Source organism: Comamonas sp. FUJ_7, assembly GCF_057369555.1.
Window position 1 is genome coordinate 297,876 of sequence record NZ_JBXXZI010000005.1, and the last position, 15,716, is coordinate 313,591.

Consider the following 15,716-nt stretch of genomic DNA (forward strand, 5'->3'; position numbering starts at 1 on the left):
TGGCGCAGACATGAGGCGCAGCGAAACCCGGGATCAAGCCGGGTTTCGCGCTTTTATTCCGGCAATGGTCTGGGCAGTGGGCGGCGAATAATTCAGGCGTGGATCTTCCGTGTCGTGGCTGTGGCTGCGGGGTGGAGGCAGTCCCCCACTCTTGAGGAAAACCCGCCGTGTCAGCCAATCCCAACGTCCCTGTCGCACCTGCTCCTGCCAAAGGCAAGAAGCTGATCGTCATCGTGGCCATTGTTGCCGTGCTGGCGATTGTGGCTGCTGCTGCCTATGTGCTGATGATGCAGCGCCAGCACAGCAGCCTGGACGGAGATGAGGAAGTCTCTGCCAAGGTGAGCGTGCCCACATTTTTGCCACTGGACAATATGGTGGCCAATCTGGCCGATCCCGGTGGTGACCGCTTTGTGCAGCTGGGCATCACGCTGGAGCTGGCCGACGAGAAGACCGCCTCCACCGTCAAGCAGTACCTGCCCAGCATCCGTAACGGCATTCTGATGCTGGTCTCCCAGCGCACGGCCGACGAGCTGCTGGCGCGTGAAGGCAAGGAAAAGCTGGCTGCCGACATTCTGGAAGAGGTGTCGGCACCGCTGGGCTTTGGCTCCAATGTCAAAAAACGTTCGCGTGACGACGATGATGCGGATGAAGACCGCCCCCGCTCCAGCCGCAAGAGCCCTGTGCGTCGGGTGCTGTTCTCCAGCTTCATCATTCAGTAAGTAGAGAGGGAGTGCATGAGCGATTCTTTTCTCTCCCAGGAAGAGGTTGATGCTCTTCTGGAAGGTGTTACCGGCGAGAGCCAGCGCTCCGAAGTGGTGGAGGTCGATCTCGGCCAGATCCGCAACTACGACATCTCCAGCCAGGAGCGCATCGTGCGTGGGCGCATGCCCACCATGGAAATCGTCAATGAGCGCTTTGCCCGCAACTTCCGCATTGGCCTGTTCAACTTCATCCGCCGCAGCCCCGAAGTCTCGGTCGGAACAGTGACGGTACAGCGCTACAGCGCTTTTTTGCGCGAGCTGGCCGTCCCCACCAATTTCAACATCATGGCCATCCGTCCGCTGCGCGGCAACGGCCTGATTGTGTGCGACCCCTCGCTGGTCTTTGGCGTGATCGACACGCTGTACGGCGGCACGGGTCGCCTGCAGACCCGCATCGAAGGGCGCGACTTTTCGACCACCGAGCAGCGCGTGATCAATCGCCTGGTCAACGTGATCTGCGAGGAATACAAAAAAGCCTGGCATGGCATCTATCCGCTGGAGCTGGCCTATCAGCGCTCGGAAATGCAGCCCCAGTTCGCCAATATCGCCACGCCTAGCGAAATCGTGGTCTCCACGGCGTTCCAGCTGGAGATTGGCGATATCTCTGGCTCTATTCACGTGTGCATGCCCTATGCGACGCTGGAGCCGATTCGCGATGTGCTGTATTCATCGACGCAAGGTGATGCCATCGAGGTCGATCGCCGCTGGGTCAAGGTGCTGACGCGCGAGATTCAGGCGGCCGAGGTCACGCTGGTGGCGGAACTGGCGCGCGCCGATGCCACCGTGGAACAACTGCTGGCCATGCGCCCCGGCGACTTTATCGAGCTGGACCGCGAGCCGCTGATTCGGGCCTCCATCGGTGGAGTGCCGGTTTTCGAGTGCCAGTACGGCACGCACAACGACAAATATGCAATCCGCGTGGAGCGCAGCCTGCGCGGCAGTGACTCCGGCTGGATGGGAGAGAAGCATGGCAATTGACGACAACAACAAGCCCGCTGGCGACGATCCGTTCTCCGGCTGGGCCGAGGCGATGGAAGAGCAGCGTCAGCATGACGCAGCAACAACAGGCGCGGACACGACCGAGCAGGGCGGCCCCCTGTCGGGTGATGCATCGCGCAGCTATGGCGATGTGCCGGTGCACGACATCAACATGGTGCTGGACATTCCGGTGCAGCTGTCCGTGGAGCTGGGTCGCACCAAGGTGCCGATCAAATACATCTTGCAGCTGGCCCAGGGCTCGGTGGTGGAGCTCGATGCGCTGGCGGGTGAGCCCATGGACGTGCTGGTCAACGGCTACCTCATCGCCCAGGGCGAGGTGGTGGTCGTCAACGACAAGTTCGGTATTCGCCTCACGGACGTGGTGACGCCGTCTGAGCGTCTGCGCCGGGTCAGCCGTGGTTGATACCGCTGCCAGCACGGCTGCAGTGACTGCGGCTCCATCCATGTGGCCTACGCTGATCTTGGTGGTGCTGTTTGTGGCGGCCATGGCCTGCCTGCCTTGGCTGGTGCGCCGCTTGCAACAGAAAAACCTGCTGCCACGCAGCATGGGTATGGCGCGCGGTGCTGCACCGCTAGCTTCACAAGTGCTGGGCTCGCTGGCCATAGGTCCGCAGCAGCGTGTGGTGACCGTACAGGTGGGCGAAGGTGAAGCGGCCGTGCGACTGGTGCTGGGCGTGACCGCGCAGCAGATTCAATGCCTGCATGTGCTGCAGGAGCAGGGCAGTCAACAACAAGCTGCTCGCGCTTATGTAGCAAACCCACCTGCAATGCCATCGTTTACCGATTCACTGATGCGTGCCAAGGCGGATGGCTCTGCCCGGAATTCTGGAAATGTCTAAGTTCATAGCGCGTGCGTTTGCCGCTACTTTGCTGGCAATGCCTCTGGTGGCAGCCGCTCAAGGGGCTCCTGCCAGTCTGCCTTTGCTGGTAGGGCAGGGCGCGGGCGGCAACAGCTACTCGGTGCCTATCCAGACGCTGCTGTTCTTTACAGCGCTGTCGTTTCTGCCCGCCATCCTGCTGTTGATGACGGGCTTTACCCGCATAGTCATCGTGCTGAGCCTGCTGCGCCAGGCGCTGGGTACGCAGTCTGCACCACCCAATCAGGTGGTGATCGGCCTGTCCCTGTTCCTCACCATGTTTGTGATGGGGCCGACGCTGGACAAGGTCTATCAGGATGCCTATCTGCCCTATACGCAAAACAGCATCAGCTTCGAGCAGGCCATTGAAAAGGCAGAGGCCCCCATGCGTGGCTTCATGCTCAAGCAGACGCGCCAGTCGGATTTTTCGCTGTTCAAGCGCTTGGCCAAGCTGGACGAAAGCGTGACCGCAGAAACCGCACCGCTGCGTGTGTTGGTGCCGGCCTTTGTGACCAGTGAGCTGAAAACGGCATTCCAGATCGGCTTCATGATCTTTATCCCGTTTCTGATCATCGACATGGTGGTCTCTTCCATCCTCATGTCGCTGGGCATGATGATGCTCTCGCCCGTGTTGGTGGCATTGCCGTTCAAGCTCATGCTGTTTGTGCTGGCGGATGGCTGGAATTTGATCATCGGCTCTCTGGCTGCGAGCTTCGTGACATGAGATTCCCCCTGAGTCGCTGCGCGCCTTCCCCCTCTCTCTACGCGCTTTGCGCTAGGGGAGGGGAACGACACCTTCGGTGCGGGGCGGCCCTTCCTCGGTGTCACTCGCTTTAGGCTGTGCCAGTTTTCAACGTATTGGGTTCTTTGAGAGTTAAGAGGAAGCCATGACTTCTCAATTTGTTCTGACTTTTGGGCGTGAGGCGCTGACGCTGCTGCTGATGATTGCCATGCCTGTACTGGGCGTGGTCATGGGGGTCGGCTTGCTGGTGAGCATTTTTCAGGCAGTGACGCAGGTGCATGAGGCAACGCTGGCCTTTGTGCCCAAGCTGTTGGCCGCAGTGCTGGTGTTTGCCGTGGCTGGTCCTTGGATGTTGTCGACACTGGTGGACTTCATTCGCCGCACGATCGAGGGCATTCCTGGAGCGATTGGGTAAATGGCTCCCCCTGTGTCACTTCGTGGCTGTCCTCAGAAAGGGATGATGCCATCGCTGAGAGGCAGCTCTTGCCCGGCATATTTGGCATGGGGCATGTCTGATTTGGCTGTCTGCGCGGCTTCTGGTTTTGTGGATGCACGCTCATGATTTCTTTTAGCGAAGCACAGATTGCCGCCTGGCTTTCGCCGCTGATCTGGCCTTTTGTGCGCGTGCTGGCGCTGTTCACCACGGCGCCGGTGTTTTCTCAAAAAGCCATTCCCATGCGGCTCAAGGTGGGGTTGGCGTTTCTCATTGCACTGTGCGCACAGCCGATTCTGGGCGATCAGACCGTGGTCAGCATTGCCTCGCCCCAGGCGCTGGGCACGCTGGGGCAGCAGGTGGTGGTGGGCTTGTCGGTGGGCTTTGCCGTGCGGTTGGTGATGGCGGCGGTTGAGGTGGCCGGTGAAGTCATCGGCCTGCAGATGGGCCTGAACTTTGCCTCTTTCTTCGACCCGACCAGCAATGCTCAGCTCAGTGCCGTGGCGCGCTTCATGGTGCAGATTGCGACCTTGTTGTTCATTGTGATCAACGGGCACCTGCTGGTGCTGATGGCCGTGCTCAAGAGCTTTGAGGCGTTTCCGGTCGATGGCAACTTCCTGCAGGCCATCTCGCAGATGCGTATCCATGAAATGGGGGCGGCCATGTTTGCCAGCGCCTTCTGGATTGCGCTGCCCATTATTGCCATGCTGCTGTTCGTCAACCTGGTGCTGGGCATCATCTCGCGTGTGGCGCCGCAGATGAACATCTATGCCGTGGGCTTCCCGGTTACGCTGACCGTGGGCCTGCTGGGGTTGACGGCCACTTTGCCCTTGCTAGAGCAGCCACTGGTGGCCTTGCTGCAAAAAGGCATGGCGATTTTCGGCGTCTAATCAAAGAGTTATCAAATTTGATAGCTTCTCACGCAATGTGGATAAGCGTTAGAGCCCAATTTCTTTAAAGCTGGAGAACCCCAGGCTAGGGACAGCAAGCAAGGGCCATCCCGCAGCGATGCTGTCGTCCCTCTTCCTTAGCGCGAAGCGCGTAGAGAAAGGGTGAAGCTGAAGAGAAACTATCAAGTTTGATAGCTGCTTGAGCAATATAGATAAGCGCTAGAGCGCATTTCCACCTAAAACTGGCGCACACCAAGCGAGAGACGCCGAGCAAGAGCCGCCTTGCGGCGATGGCGTCGTCCCCCTCCGGGGGAAGCGGCAAAGCCGCTCAGGGGGAATCAAATTAACTTGTTATGGATGGCATAAGCCGTCAGTTCGGCATTGCTGCTCATGCCCAGCTTTTCCAGCACGCGGGCCCGGTACACGCTCACGGTCTTGGGGCTGAGCATCAGCTCCTGCGCAATATCGGTCTGCTTCTGGCCACTGGCAATCTTGAGCAGGGTCTGCATCTCGCGCTCTGACAGTGTCTCGTGCGGGATGGGGGCTGCGGGCTGGGCCAGGCTGTCAGCCAGCATCTGCGCCACTTCGGCGGTCAGGTATTTGCGTCCACTGTGGACGATACGCACGGCCTCGATCAGCAGCAAAGGATCGCCCGCCTTGTTGGCATAGCCGGCAGCCCCGGCCTTGATGCTGCGCAGCGCGTACTGGTCTTCGGGGTACATGGAGACCATGACGACGCGGATTTGCGGGTGGGTCTCGCGCACGCTGGCCAGTACCTCTAGGCCGCTGCGGCCCGGCATGTTGATGTCCAGCAGCAGCACATCGCAGGCTGCAGTGCGCAGCTGCTCGCGCAGTTCGGCATAGCTGCCGGCCTCGGCGGTGACGTTGATGTCCGTGGCTTCGGCCAGAGTGTCGCGTATGCCCCTTCTCAAGATGGCATGGTCATCGCATAGCACCACGTGAATCAATGTCGCTCTCCCAGGAAAACTGCGGGCAGATGGTCAATGGGCCGGGTGTGCTTGCTCATTCAGTCTCTGCCAGAGGAATGGTCAGGATGATAGTGGTTCCGCGGCCGGCCTGGCTGCTCACATCGAGCCAGCCTTTGACAGTGCGTGCGCGCTCGCTCAGGCCGCGAAGACCGAAAGACTGCGGCTTCTCCCTTGCTCCAACCTCTAGGCCGACCCCGTTGTCTGTTACTTCCAGTGTCAAAAAACCTTCGTGGTCGGACAAGTCCAAGCTTACGCGGCTGGCTTGTGCATATTTGCTGATATTGGTCAAAGATTCCTGCGCGGTGCGATACACCACGACCTGCAGCTCGGCCGCAATCTCCATGTGTTCACGGCTGCTGACCAGCTGGACGGGAATGCCGGTGCGCCGCTCGAACTCCTGGGCCAGCCATTGCACGGCAGCGACCAGGCCTTGGTCGAGCACCGGGGGGCGCAGGTTTTGCATGATGCGCTGGCTCGCGCCCAGAGCATGCTCAAGCATGGCCAGGGCCGACTGGGCATGCTCGCGCATGGCGCCTTCCGGGCAGTTGCGGCTCAGCCACGCCAGGTCGAACTTGACGGCGGTGAGAGAGCCACCAATGTCGTCATGAATCTCTCGGGAGATGCTGGCGCGCTCCTGCTCAATGCTGGTGTGAAGGTGTTCGGTGAGGTCGGCCAGGCGCTTCTCGGACTCTGCGAGCTGGCGAACGGCTGTGCGGCGGGCTAGCCTGGCTTCGTGCACCTCTACAGCTCGCTGTATGACATGGGGCAGGCTGCTGATCTGATCTTTGAGCAGATAGTCGCTGATGCCCAGACGCATGATGTCCACTGCGGCAGACTCGCCAATGGCTCCGGACAGCAGAACAAAGGGCGGGGCATCCGGGCGGTTGCGTACCAGCTCCCATACATCCAGGGCCGTAAAGCCGGGCAAGTGGTAGTCCGCCAGAATCAGATCAAAGACCTCGGTCTCCAGTGCGCTGCGCACATCCTGCAGGCTATCGACCGCCGTGATCTGACAGGCCAGTTGCCCCTGCCTGAGACTGAGCCGGGCCAAGGACTGATCTGCGACAGAGTCTTCAATATGAAGGATTTTCAAGGGCTGATCCGATCGTTGCATATCGCCAAGGGCGCTATCATTGGATACATTTTGGAACATTGAGGAGAGGTGTCGTCAAGTCGAGGCAGTGCAGCCTGGCAGCGATTACCAACCCGTTCATTTCGTGGTGCATGGCGCGCGGTCCTTCTGAGGACTGTACGCAGTTGGAGTAACAATGCAGACAATGCAAAACCCATCGGGTGCACCTGCGGTTGCCGTGCCGGTCATGGTGGCGGCGGAGCTGCAAGATGCCTTGCTGGTCACACTGCGCGACCTGCAGCGCCTTGAAGGGCTGCTGGACCATGCCACGCATAATTTGCTGGAGCGCTTCGAGCAGGCGAATGGCCAATTGTCGCATCCGACATTGCCAGACACGCCTGCTTTGGATGCTGCTCGTGAGGCATTGCGCCTGGCAGTGACCGAGCTTCAGTTTCACGATATGTCGTCTCAGTTGATTGCCCATATGGCAAATACATTGCAGGCCTGTGCCATCCGGCTGGGTGCTGTGGCCATGGGGGTAGATGAGGATGAGGCTGAAGAATCAGCCATCAGCCTGCCGCACCTGCCTGAAAAGCCCAATCCCGTCACGCAAAGCGAGATGGATGCAGGCTCTGTGGAGTTATTTTGAACTTCTACCTTGTTTTTCGTTGCCCGTCTGTTGGAGCTGTACATGCGATCGATTCTGGCCGTTGATGATTCCCCCTCGATGCGAAAGATGGTCTCTTTCACCTTGAGCAGTGCTGGCTTTAAGGTGGTCGAGGCTGTCGATGGCGTGGATGCGCTGGAAAAAGCTCAGGCTGAGAGCATTGACCTGGTTCTGGTGGATCAAAACATGCCGCGTCTGGATGGCATAGGCCTGACGCGCAAGCTGCGAGAAGATCCTAAGTTCAGTGCTACGCCCATTCTGATCTTGACGACGGAGTCCAGTGATTTGATGAAACAGGCAGGCCGTGCTGCGGGGGCAACCGGCTGGCTGGTCAAGCCCTTTGATCCCAATCGCTTGATCGAAGTCATTCAAAAAGTGCTGCGTTAAGCCGATAACAACGAATCACAGCAGGAAATACCATGGCGGATACACACCAGGATGGCGCAGGTTCGGGAGCAGACTTCGACCTCAGCCAGTTCTATCAAATCTTCTTCGAGGAGGCCAGCGAGAACCTCGATCAGATGGAGCAGATGCTGCTCAGTCTGGATCTGTCGGCGGCCAACGATGAAGAGCTCAACGGCATTTTCCGCTGCGCTCACTCCATCAAAGGCGGGGCTGCGACATTTGGCTTCTCGGATGTGACTGAGCTGACGCACCGCATGGAGTCCTTGCTGGATCGTCTGCGTCGCCATGAAATCACGCCTATTCCGGAAATGGTCGATGTGCTGCTGGAGTCGGCAGATGCCAGCCGCAGTCTGCTGGCCCGTCACCAATCCGGCGATGAAGGGGAGCCGGTGTCAACCGCCGAGCTGGTGGTGCGTATCGAGACCCTGGCTCAGGGACTTACGGCCATTCCTCAGGTCAATCGTGCTCCAACCGTTGCAGAGAAAGCGCCTACAGCTACAGATATTGCAGTGGTTGAGGCAGTTACTGAACCGGTGACCATTGAGGTGGACGCCTCGGTCGTGGGCACAGCTCCCGCAGAGGGTGCGCGTGAGCTGCTGATCGAGATCGGGCCTCTGACCCGTCTGGAGCTGGGTGACGCGATCAAGGAGCTGTTCCGCGATATTCCGGGCCTGGGCTCGATTCAGGATCAGCCTTGCAGCAAGCCCGACTACCGTCTGTTCAAGGTACGTACCGTATCGACGGACGATGAGTTGCGCGACTTGTTTGTCTTTCATGTCTCCAAGGAGCAGGTGCAGATCAGCGAGGCGGAGCCTGTGGTCTCTGAGGAGGCTGCGACCGAGTCCGTGCTGGTGGTGGATGAAGAGGCCAGCATGCCTGTGCACAACCTGCCAGCAGAAGAGGCTTATGGATTTTTTGCCGGCTCGCCAGGCAGTCCTGATGCGGCACAAAATCAGGAGCGCTCTGTGCAGCCTCCAGCAGGCGGTGCTGCACAAAAGGTGGCTCCAAAAGCTGCGGCGCACATGGAGTCCACCAGCATTCGCGTGGATGTGAAGAAGGTGGATCAGCTGATCAATCTGGTGGGCGAGCTGGTCATTACCCAGGCCATGCTGGCGCAGAACAGTCAGGGGCTGGACCCAACAACGTATCAGCAATTGCTGGCAGGTCTGGCTGATCTGGATCGCAATACCCGCGACTTGCAAGAGTCCGTGATGTCGATTCGCATGATCCCCATGTCCACCGTCTTCAGTCGCTTCCCTCGCATGCTGCGCGATCTGGCCGGCAAGATGGGTAAGAAGATTGATCTGGTGACGCTGGGCGAAGCCACTGAGCTGGACAAGGGCTTGGTGGAAAAAATCACCGACCCGTTGACGCATTTGGTGCGCAACAGCGTGGATCACGGCATCGAAATGCCGGAAGACCGCATTGCAGCAGGAAAGTCGGAGCACGGAACGCTGACGCTGGCGGCATCGCACCAAGGAGGCTCCATCGTCATCGAAGTGCGCGACGACGGCAAGGGCATGAATCGCGAGAAGATCCTGAGCAAGGCCCGCGAGCGCGGCATGGATGTCTCCGACAGCATGCCTGACAGCGATGTCTGGATGTTGATCTTCGCTCCGGGCTTTTCGACTGCCGATGTGGTCACCGATGTCTCGGGCCGTGGCGTGGGCATGGATGTGGTCAAGCGCAACATCACCTCGCTGGGTGGCACGGTGGAAATTGAATCGGTGGCTGGTCAGGGCATGAAGGTGGCGGTGCGCTTGCCTTTGACGCTGGCCATCATGGATGGCATGTCGGTGGGCGTCGAGCAGGAGGTCTACATTCTGCCGCTGTCGTCGGTGGTGGAGTCCTTCCAGGTCAAGCCCGAGGATGTCAGTACCGTGGCCAACGGCACGCAACTGGTCAAGGTGCGTGATGAGTACATGCCGGTGATTGCGCTGGAGCGTATCTTCAAAGTGCCGCGCGCCGATGAAAGCAAAACCAGCAACATCATGGTGGTGGTGGAGGCCGATGGCAGCCGCGTGGCCTTGCTGGTCGATGAGCTGCTGGGTCAGCACCAGGTCGTGGTCAAGAACCTGGAGAGCAACTACCGCAAGGTGCCCAATGTTTCGGGTGCCACCATTTTGGGCGATGGATCCGTGGCACTGATTCTGGATACCGGTGCTCTGGTTCGAAGAACCCGCCATTGAAGAGCTGTGTGAATGAACCCATCCGAACCCACGCGATCTGAACAAACCACAAAGAGCCGATATGAACATCATCAACAAGACTGCTGCAGACGTGACCACCGGTGCACGAGAGTATTTGACCTTCCGCCTGGGCGAGGAGGAATACGGCATCGACATCCTCAAGGTGCAGGAAATACGCGGCTATGAGCAGCCCACGCGCATTGCCAATGCGCCAGAGTTCATCAAGGGCGTGGTCAATCTGCGCGGCACCATCGTGCCCATCGTGGACATGCGTCTGCGCTTCAATTGCTCGCAGGTGGAATACAACGCCTTCACCGTGGTCATCATCCTGAACCTGCGCAACCGTGTGGTCGGCATTGTGGTGGATTCGGTCAGCGATGTGATGGAGCTGGCGCCGGAAGCGGTGCGACCTGCGCCTGATATTGAAAGCGCCATCGACAGCGGCTGCATTCTGGGGCTGGGCTCGGTGGCAGAGCGCATGCTGATCCTGCTCGACATTGAGAAGCTCATGGGCAATGTGGACATGGGCCTGGTGGCCCCTGAAGCCTGAGCGAGGCGGAGACAGTGTGCTGAACCTGGGGCGTAATGCGTCACTGGCGGGCTCGGCTGCCAGACTGGAGATGGGTGATGAAGCTGCACCAGGCGGTCTGCCTGGTCCGCTGACCCAGGGCCGGGAGTTCGTCTGGACCAATCGTGACTTTGCGCGTGTGCAGGCGTTGATCTACAAGCGTGCAGGCATCAGCCTGCATGACGGCAAGCATGCGATGGTCTACAGCCGCCTGTCGCGCAGGCTGCGCGAGACGGGACACGACAGCTTTACTAGCTACCTGGACTGGCTGGAGAGCATCAACGACGGCCCTGAGTGGCAGGAGTTTGTCAATGCGCTGACCACGAACCTGACCTCGTTTTTCCGTGAGCAGCATCACTTCGACATCCTGGCTCAACACTTGCGCAGTCATCAGCCTGGCGGCAATGGCTGGAAGGTGTGGTGCAGCGCGGCATCGACAGGGGAAGAGCCGTATTCGATTCTGATGACAGCGGTGGAGAGCCTGGGTGCTTCGGCGAACTTTCATCTCATGGCCAGCGATATCGACTCGCGCGTGCTGGAGACGGCGGCGCGTGGTGTTTATCGCGCAGAAAGCCTCAAAGGCGTCAGCACCGAGCGGTTGCACCGCTTCTTTCTGCGTGGCAGGGCAGGCAATTCCGGCATGGTTCGCATCAAGCCGGAGCTGGTGCGCATGGTGGACTTTCTCAACGTCAACCTGATCGCTGGCGACTGGCCATTTCGCGAGACGTTTGATGTGGTCTTTTGCCGCAACGTGATGATTTATTTTGATGCGCCCACCCAGCGGCGCGTTCTGGAGCGCATTCATCAGGTGCTGACGCCGGGAGGGCTGCTGTTCGTCGGCCATGCCGAGAACTTCAGTGATTCGCGTGATCTGTTTGCACTCAAGGGCAAGACTGTCTATGAGCGTCAATGAAGCTGAAGGGCTGGGCTGCAATCCATGAGAAATATGCGCTCTGTGCTGGACTTTCCAGGAACTGGCTCGCAGGCACGGGCTTTGCATCCTGCAGGGCTTTCGGCACAGCCTGCTGTGGACGAAGCCGTTCAGCCAGCTTCGGCGACGCTGGAGCAACTCAAGCGTCAGCCGCGTCAGCCGGGAGAGGCTTCGTTTTTCTTCTTTGATCCGCACTTTCAGCTCAATGCAGCCAAAGTGCTGCCGGGTGAATATTTCGTCTCGCGCGATGAAATGGCCATCATCACGGTGCTGGGCTCCTGTATTGCGGCCTGCCTGTGGGATCGGGTCATGCGCATAGGGGGCATGAATCATTTCATGCTGCCGCAAGGCGATAGCAGCGATGCCTCGGGCCGCTATGGCTCTTACGCCATGGAGCTGCTGATCAATGAAATGCTCAAGATGGGGGCGCGGCGAGAGTCGATGCAGGCGAAAATATTTGGAGGCGGCCAGGTCATGGCCAACTTCACCACCATGAATGTGGGTGAGCGCAACACCTCGTTTGTGACGGAGTATCTGCAGACGGAGCGCATTCCCATCGTCTCCCAGGATGTGCTGGACATTTATCCGCGCAAGGTGGTGTTCTTTCCCTCCACGGGCAAGGCCATGGTCAAGCGCCTGGCCCATGCCCATCCAGAGGCACTGGTGCAGCAGGAAATCACCCGCGGCAGCGCTGCGGTGGTGGCGCGCAATACGGCGGGTGGATCGGTTGATTTGTTTTGAGGAAGGTTGAGAGTTGCTAAAGCCAAAAATCCGGGTGATCGCGGTCGATGATTCTGCGCTGGTGCGCAGTCTGCTGGCCGAGATCATCAATCGCCAGCACGATATGGAATGCATTGGCACGGCCAATGATCCCTTGATCGCGCGCGAGATGATTCGCGAACTCAACCCCGACGTCATTACCCTGGATGTGGAAATGCCCCGCATGGACGGCATTGATTTTCTGGGCCGCCTCATGCGCCTGCGCCCCATGCCGGTGGTGATGATCTCCACGCTGACCGAGCGCGGCGCTGAAGTCACCATGCGCGCGCTGGAGCTGGGGGCTGTCGACTTCGTGGCCAAGCCCCGCGTGGGCGTGGCCAATGGCCTGCAAGAGCTGGCCAGCCAGATCGTGGACAAGATTCGTGTGGCCGCCGTTGCCCAAGTGCACCGCCTGCCCGTGGTGCCGCCGGGTGTAGCCGCCAGTGCAGGCAGTGCTGGCAGCAGACCGACAGTGGCTCGGGCCCCGACAACACCCAGCCTGCTGGGGCGTATCTCTACCGAAAAAATCATTGCCATCGGCGCTTCTACAGGGGGGACCGAAGCCATCCGCGAGGTGCTCACTCACCTGCCTGCGGATTGCCCGGCGATTGTCATCACCCAGCATATGCCGCCGGGCTTCACCACCAGTTTTGCGTCGCGGCTGGACAGCCTATGCCAGATGACGGTTAAGGAAGCTGTGCATGGCGAGCGTCTGCTGCCAGGTCACGCCTATATTGCTCCCGGCGGCAAGCATTTCTCGATCTCGCGCAGCGGTGCCAACTATGTGGCGGTGGTGGATGACGCGCCTCCGGTCAATCGCCACAAGCCTTCGGTCGAGGTCTTGTTCAAGTCCGTGGCGGCCAGTGCAGGGCGCAATGCCTATGGCCTCATGCTCACAGGCATGGGGGCGGATGGTGCTTCTGCCATGCGAGAGATGCGCGATGCCGGTAGCTACAACTTGGTGCAGGATGAAGCCAGCTGCATCGTCTTCGGCATGCCTCGTGAAGCCATTGCCCATGGCGCAGCCGATGAGGTGCTGCCGCTGACCCAGATTGCCCCTGCTTTGCTGAACAAGCTGCGAGGCGGCTCGGACCAAGTCCATCACCGCATCTAAAACTGTATAAAAAGAGAGCGCCTTGCGCTTGTCACTTCTTGTTTTCAGATCGTTTTGTATCTGAAATCCATGAAGGGCAAGCGCAAGGCGCTCCTTTATTAGATAGCTTTGTTTATTCGGAGAGCAAAGTCCAGCGCTCCAGCGCTTCCATCAGGGCCTCATCAATTTCCGCATCACGCTGGTGCATGGCCACAGCCTTGGCGTTGTCGGTGGCAAACAGCGTGCCATCGGCCAAGGCATCCTGAATCTGCTTTTGCTCGGCTTCCAGTGCGGCAATACGCTCGGGCAAGGCTTCCAGCTCGCGCTGCTCTTTGTAGCTGAGCTTCTTTTTGCTGCTCGCGGCTGGTGCTGCTTCTGTGCGGGCCGCTACGGGCTTGGGTTCTTCCTTGACGGCGTTCTTGGCCTGCGCGGCTTCGGCAATCGCCTTGCTGCGGCGGGACTGCTCCATCCAGTCCGTCACGCCGCCTTCGTATTCACGCCAGTGTCCGGGGCCTTCCCAGGCGATGGTGCTGGTGACCACGTTGTCGAGGAAGGTGCGGTCGTGGCTGACGAGGAAGACGGTGCCGTCATAGTTCTGCAGCAGCTCTTCCAGCATGTCCAGGGTTTCGATGTCCAGATCGTTGGTGGGCTCGTCCAGTACCAGCACATTGGCGGGGCGGGCAAACAAGCGTGCCAGCAGCAAACGGTTGCGCTCGCCGCCCGATAGGGATCGCACGGGGGAGTGCGCACGGGCAGGCGAGAAAAGGAAGTCGGCCAGATAGCTCTTGACGTGCTTTTTCTGGTTGCCAATCTCGATCCACTCGCTGCCGGGGCTGATGAAGTCTTCCAGCGTGGCATCCAGATCCACCTGGTGGCGCATCTGGTCGAAATACGCGACCTGCAGATTGCCGCCCAGGCGCACTGTGCCGCTGTCGGGTGGCAGCTCGCCCAGAATCATCTTCAGCAGCGTGGTCTTGCCGGCGCCGTTCGGGCCCAGTAGGCCAACCTTGTCGCCACGCAAAATGGTGCCGCTGAATTTTTCGACAATCTTCTTGTCGCCAAAAGTCTTGCTGACGTCGGTCAGCTCCGCCACGATCTTGCCCTGGTAGCCATCGCCCTTGCCAGAGGCAATATCCATGTTCACGCCGCCCAGTACATCACGGCGCTGCGCGCGGCTGGCACGCAGCTCTTCCAGGCGGGAGATGCGACTTTGGCTACGGGTGCGGCGGGCTTCCACTCCTTTGCGAATCCAGACCTCTTCCTGGGCCAGCAGCCTGTCGGCCTTGGCGTTGATGATTGCCTCTTGCGCCAGTTGCTCTTCCTTTTGCAATGCGTACTGGGAGAAGTTGCCGGGGTAGGTGCGAAGAATGCCTCGGTCCAGCTCCACAATGCGGGTGGCAATACGGTCCAGAAAGCTGCGGTCGTGAGTAATGGTGATCACGCTGCCCTTGAAGGCGATCAGCAACTCCTCCAGCCACTCGATGGAATCCAGGTCCAGGTGGTTGGTCGGCTCATCGAGTAGCAGCACATCGGGGCGAGCCACCAAGGCTTGCGCCAGTGCCACACGCTTGCGGGTACCGCCAGACAAGCTGCCCACCAAGGCGTTGGGATCCAGGTGCAGGCGCTGCAGCGTCTCTTCTACCCGCTGCTCCCAGTTCCAGGCGTCGTAAGCCTCAATCTGTGTTTGCAACGCATCCAGATCCTCGCCCTCGCCGCCGGCCAAGTAGCGTTCACGGATCGCAATCACCGCAGCCAGTCCATCGGATGCGGATTCAAAGATCGTGTGCTCCGGATTCAGATCCGGCTCCTGCGCCACATAAGTAATGCGAACCCCGTTTTGAACCTGAAGCTGGCCATCGTCCGGCTTGGCCAGGCCGCCCAAGATCTTGAGCAGCGAAGACTTGCCAGCGCCATTGCGGCCGATCAGACCGACGCGTTCGCCGGATTCCAGGGAAAAAGTAGCGTGGTCCAGAAGAGCCACGTGCCCGAACGCCAATTGAGCGTCTAACAAAGTAATCAGTGCCATCGTGCGCGCATTATCTATGGAGCCTATAGAGACAGCGGCCGTAAGGCCGCTGTCTCTATTTGTGGCAACACAAATAGAGACAGGCAAAGACCATGCTGGCAAATGAATCTTTTATGTCGGAATTGGATCGCCTAGGGTTTTTCCTATGCTATAGTTCAACCCATCGCAGCAAACAACTGCCTCGCAGCGCCAACAAGATAGGTGCAGCAAGGTGAAAAGTTGTGATATACTTCAAGGCTTCGCTGATCACAGCAAGCAACGAAATCTGAATCAGATCTCCTGGTTCTTTGCTCGGTTCATTAAAAAAATACAGCCGATAAGCGTGGGCGTTTGAA

Annotated in this window: 18 protein-coding genes; 14 read left to right on the plus strand and 4 right to left on the minus strand. The window is 59.3% G+C overall.

All coding sequences use genetic code 11. The annotated features are described in order from the left end of the window. Nucleotides 1-167 precede the first annotated feature (167 nt). From AC2I9W_RS10070 to fliR, 7 genes are all read left to right on the plus strand, one after another. Complete coding sequence (locus AC2I9W_RS10070; protein ID WP_486409828.1) at nt 168-719, plus strand: flagellar basal body-associated FliL family protein; 552 nt, start codon at nt 168-170, stop codon at nt 717-719. Between the two features lie 15 nt (nt 720-734). Then, nucleotides 735-1,739, plus strand: a complete 1,005-nt coding sequence (fliM, locus tag AC2I9W_RS10075; RefSeq protein WP_158389110.1) for a flagellar motor switch protein FliM — start codon at nt 735-737, stop codon at nt 1,737-1,739. Beyond that, on the plus strand, nt 1,729-2,163 hold the full coding sequence (fliN, locus tag AC2I9W_RS10080; protein WP_158389112.1) for a flagellar motor switch protein FliN: 435 nt from the start codon (nt 1,729-1,731) through the stop codon (nt 2,161-2,163). Before fliM ends, fliN begins: the two co-directional genes overlap by 11 nt. 40 nt (nt 2,164-2,203) lie before the next feature. Further along, entirely contained in the window at nt 2,204-2,599 is a 396-nt protein-coding gene (locus tag AC2I9W_RS10085; RefSeq protein ID WP_486409853.1) for a FliO/MopB family protein, read from the plus strand. Further along, complete coding sequence (fliP, locus tag AC2I9W_RS10090; protein ID WP_486409829.1) at nt 2,592-3,341, plus strand: flagellar type III secretion system pore protein FliP; 750 nt, start codon at nt 2,592-2,594, stop codon at nt 3,339-3,341. Before AC2I9W_RS10085 ends, fliP begins: the two co-directional genes overlap by 8 nt. 163 nt (nt 3,342-3,504) lie before the next feature. Further along, on the plus strand, nt 3,505-3,774 hold the full coding sequence (fliQ, locus tag AC2I9W_RS10095) for a flagellar biosynthesis protein FliQ (RefSeq protein ID WP_486409830.1): 270 nt from the start codon (nt 3,505-3,507) through the stop codon (nt 3,772-3,774). A gap of 143 nt (nt 3,775-3,917) precedes the next feature. Beyond that, nucleotides 3,918-4,682 (plus strand): flagellar biosynthetic protein FliR, encoded by a 765-nt coding sequence (gene fliR / locus AC2I9W_RS10100; protein ID WP_486409831.1) that lies wholly within the window; start codon nt 3,918-3,920, stop codon nt 4,680-4,682. Between the two features lie 338 nt (nt 4,683-5,020). Here the strand turns inward: fliR and AC2I9W_RS10105 are convergent, their stop codons facing one another. Together AC2I9W_RS10105 and AC2I9W_RS10110 are read right to left on the minus strand one after the other, a co-directional pair. Next, nucleotides 5,021-5,650 carry a response regulator gene (locus tag AC2I9W_RS10105; RefSeq protein ID WP_486409832.1) on the minus strand — a complete coding sequence of 210 codons (630 nt, stop codon included), beginning with the start codon at nt 5,648-5,650 and terminating at the stop codon, nt 5,021-5,023. Between the two features lie 55 nt (nt 5,651-5,705). After that, nucleotides 5,706-6,824 carry a sensor histidine kinase gene (locus AC2I9W_RS10110; RefSeq protein WP_486409833.1) on the minus strand — a complete coding sequence of 373 codons (1,119 nt, stop codon included), beginning with the start codon at nt 6,822-6,824 and terminating at the stop codon, nt 5,706-5,708. A gap of 115 nt (nt 6,825-6,939) precedes the next feature. On the opposite strand from AC2I9W_RS10110, the gene AC2I9W_RS10115 reads away from it, so the two are divergent. The 7 genes from AC2I9W_RS10115 (at nt 6,940) to AC2I9W_RS10145 (ending at nt 13,376) form a co-directional block, all read left to right on the plus strand. Beyond that, on the plus strand, nt 6,940-7,392 hold the full coding sequence (locus AC2I9W_RS10115) for a hypothetical protein (protein ID WP_486409834.1): 453 nt from the start codon (nt 6,940-6,942) through the stop codon (nt 7,390-7,392). A gap of 42 nt (nt 7,393-7,434) precedes the next feature. Further along, nucleotides 7,435-7,797 (plus strand): response regulator, encoded by a 363-nt coding sequence (locus AC2I9W_RS10120; protein ID WP_486409835.1) that lies wholly within the window; start codon nt 7,435-7,437, stop codon nt 7,795-7,797. Between the two features lie 32 nt (nt 7,798-7,829). Then, complete coding sequence (locus tag AC2I9W_RS10125) at nt 7,830-10,004, plus strand: chemotaxis protein CheW (RefSeq protein ID WP_486409836.1); 2,175 nt, start codon at nt 7,830-7,832, stop codon at nt 10,002-10,004. Nucleotides 10,005-10,065: 61 nt separating this feature from the next. Beyond that, the gene (locus AC2I9W_RS10130) at nt 10,066-10,554 is read left to right on the plus strand and encodes a chemotaxis protein CheW (protein ID WP_486409837.1); all 489 of its coding nucleotides are present in this window, start codon (nt 10,066-10,068) and stop codon (nt 10,552-10,554) included. A 70-nt stretch (nt 10,555-10,624) separates the two neighbouring features. Continuing rightward, the gene (locus AC2I9W_RS10135; protein ID WP_486409854.1) at nt 10,625-11,485 is read left to right on the plus strand and encodes a CheR family methyltransferase; all 861 of its coding nucleotides are present in this window, start codon (nt 10,625-10,627) and stop codon (nt 11,483-11,485) included. 24 nt (nt 11,486-11,509) lie between these two features. Then, entirely contained in the window at nt 11,510-12,244 is a 735-nt protein-coding gene (gene cheD / locus AC2I9W_RS10140; protein WP_486409838.1) for a chemoreceptor glutamine deamidase CheD, read from the plus strand. Nucleotides 12,245-12,257: 13 nt separating this feature from the next. Then, a complete protein-coding gene (locus AC2I9W_RS10145; RefSeq protein WP_486409839.1) occupies nt 12,258-13,376 on the plus strand; it encodes a protein-glutamate methylesterase/protein-glutamine glutaminase in 1,119 nt (372 codons plus the stop codon). Nucleotides 13,377-13,488: 112 nt separating this feature from the next. On the opposite strand, the gene AC2I9W_RS10150 is transcribed toward AC2I9W_RS10145, so the two are convergent. Further along, nucleotides 13,489-15,381: an ATP-binding cassette domain-containing protein gene (locus AC2I9W_RS10150; RefSeq protein WP_486409840.1), complete on the minus strand. Its 1,893-nt coding sequence runs from the start codon at nt 15,379-15,381 to the stop codon at nt 13,489-13,491. A 148-nt stretch (nt 15,382-15,529) separates the two neighbouring features. After that, nucleotides 15,530-15,716: hypothetical protein (locus AC2I9W_RS10155; protein WP_486409841.1), on the minus strand; the 187-nt coding region annotated here is incomplete at its 5' end.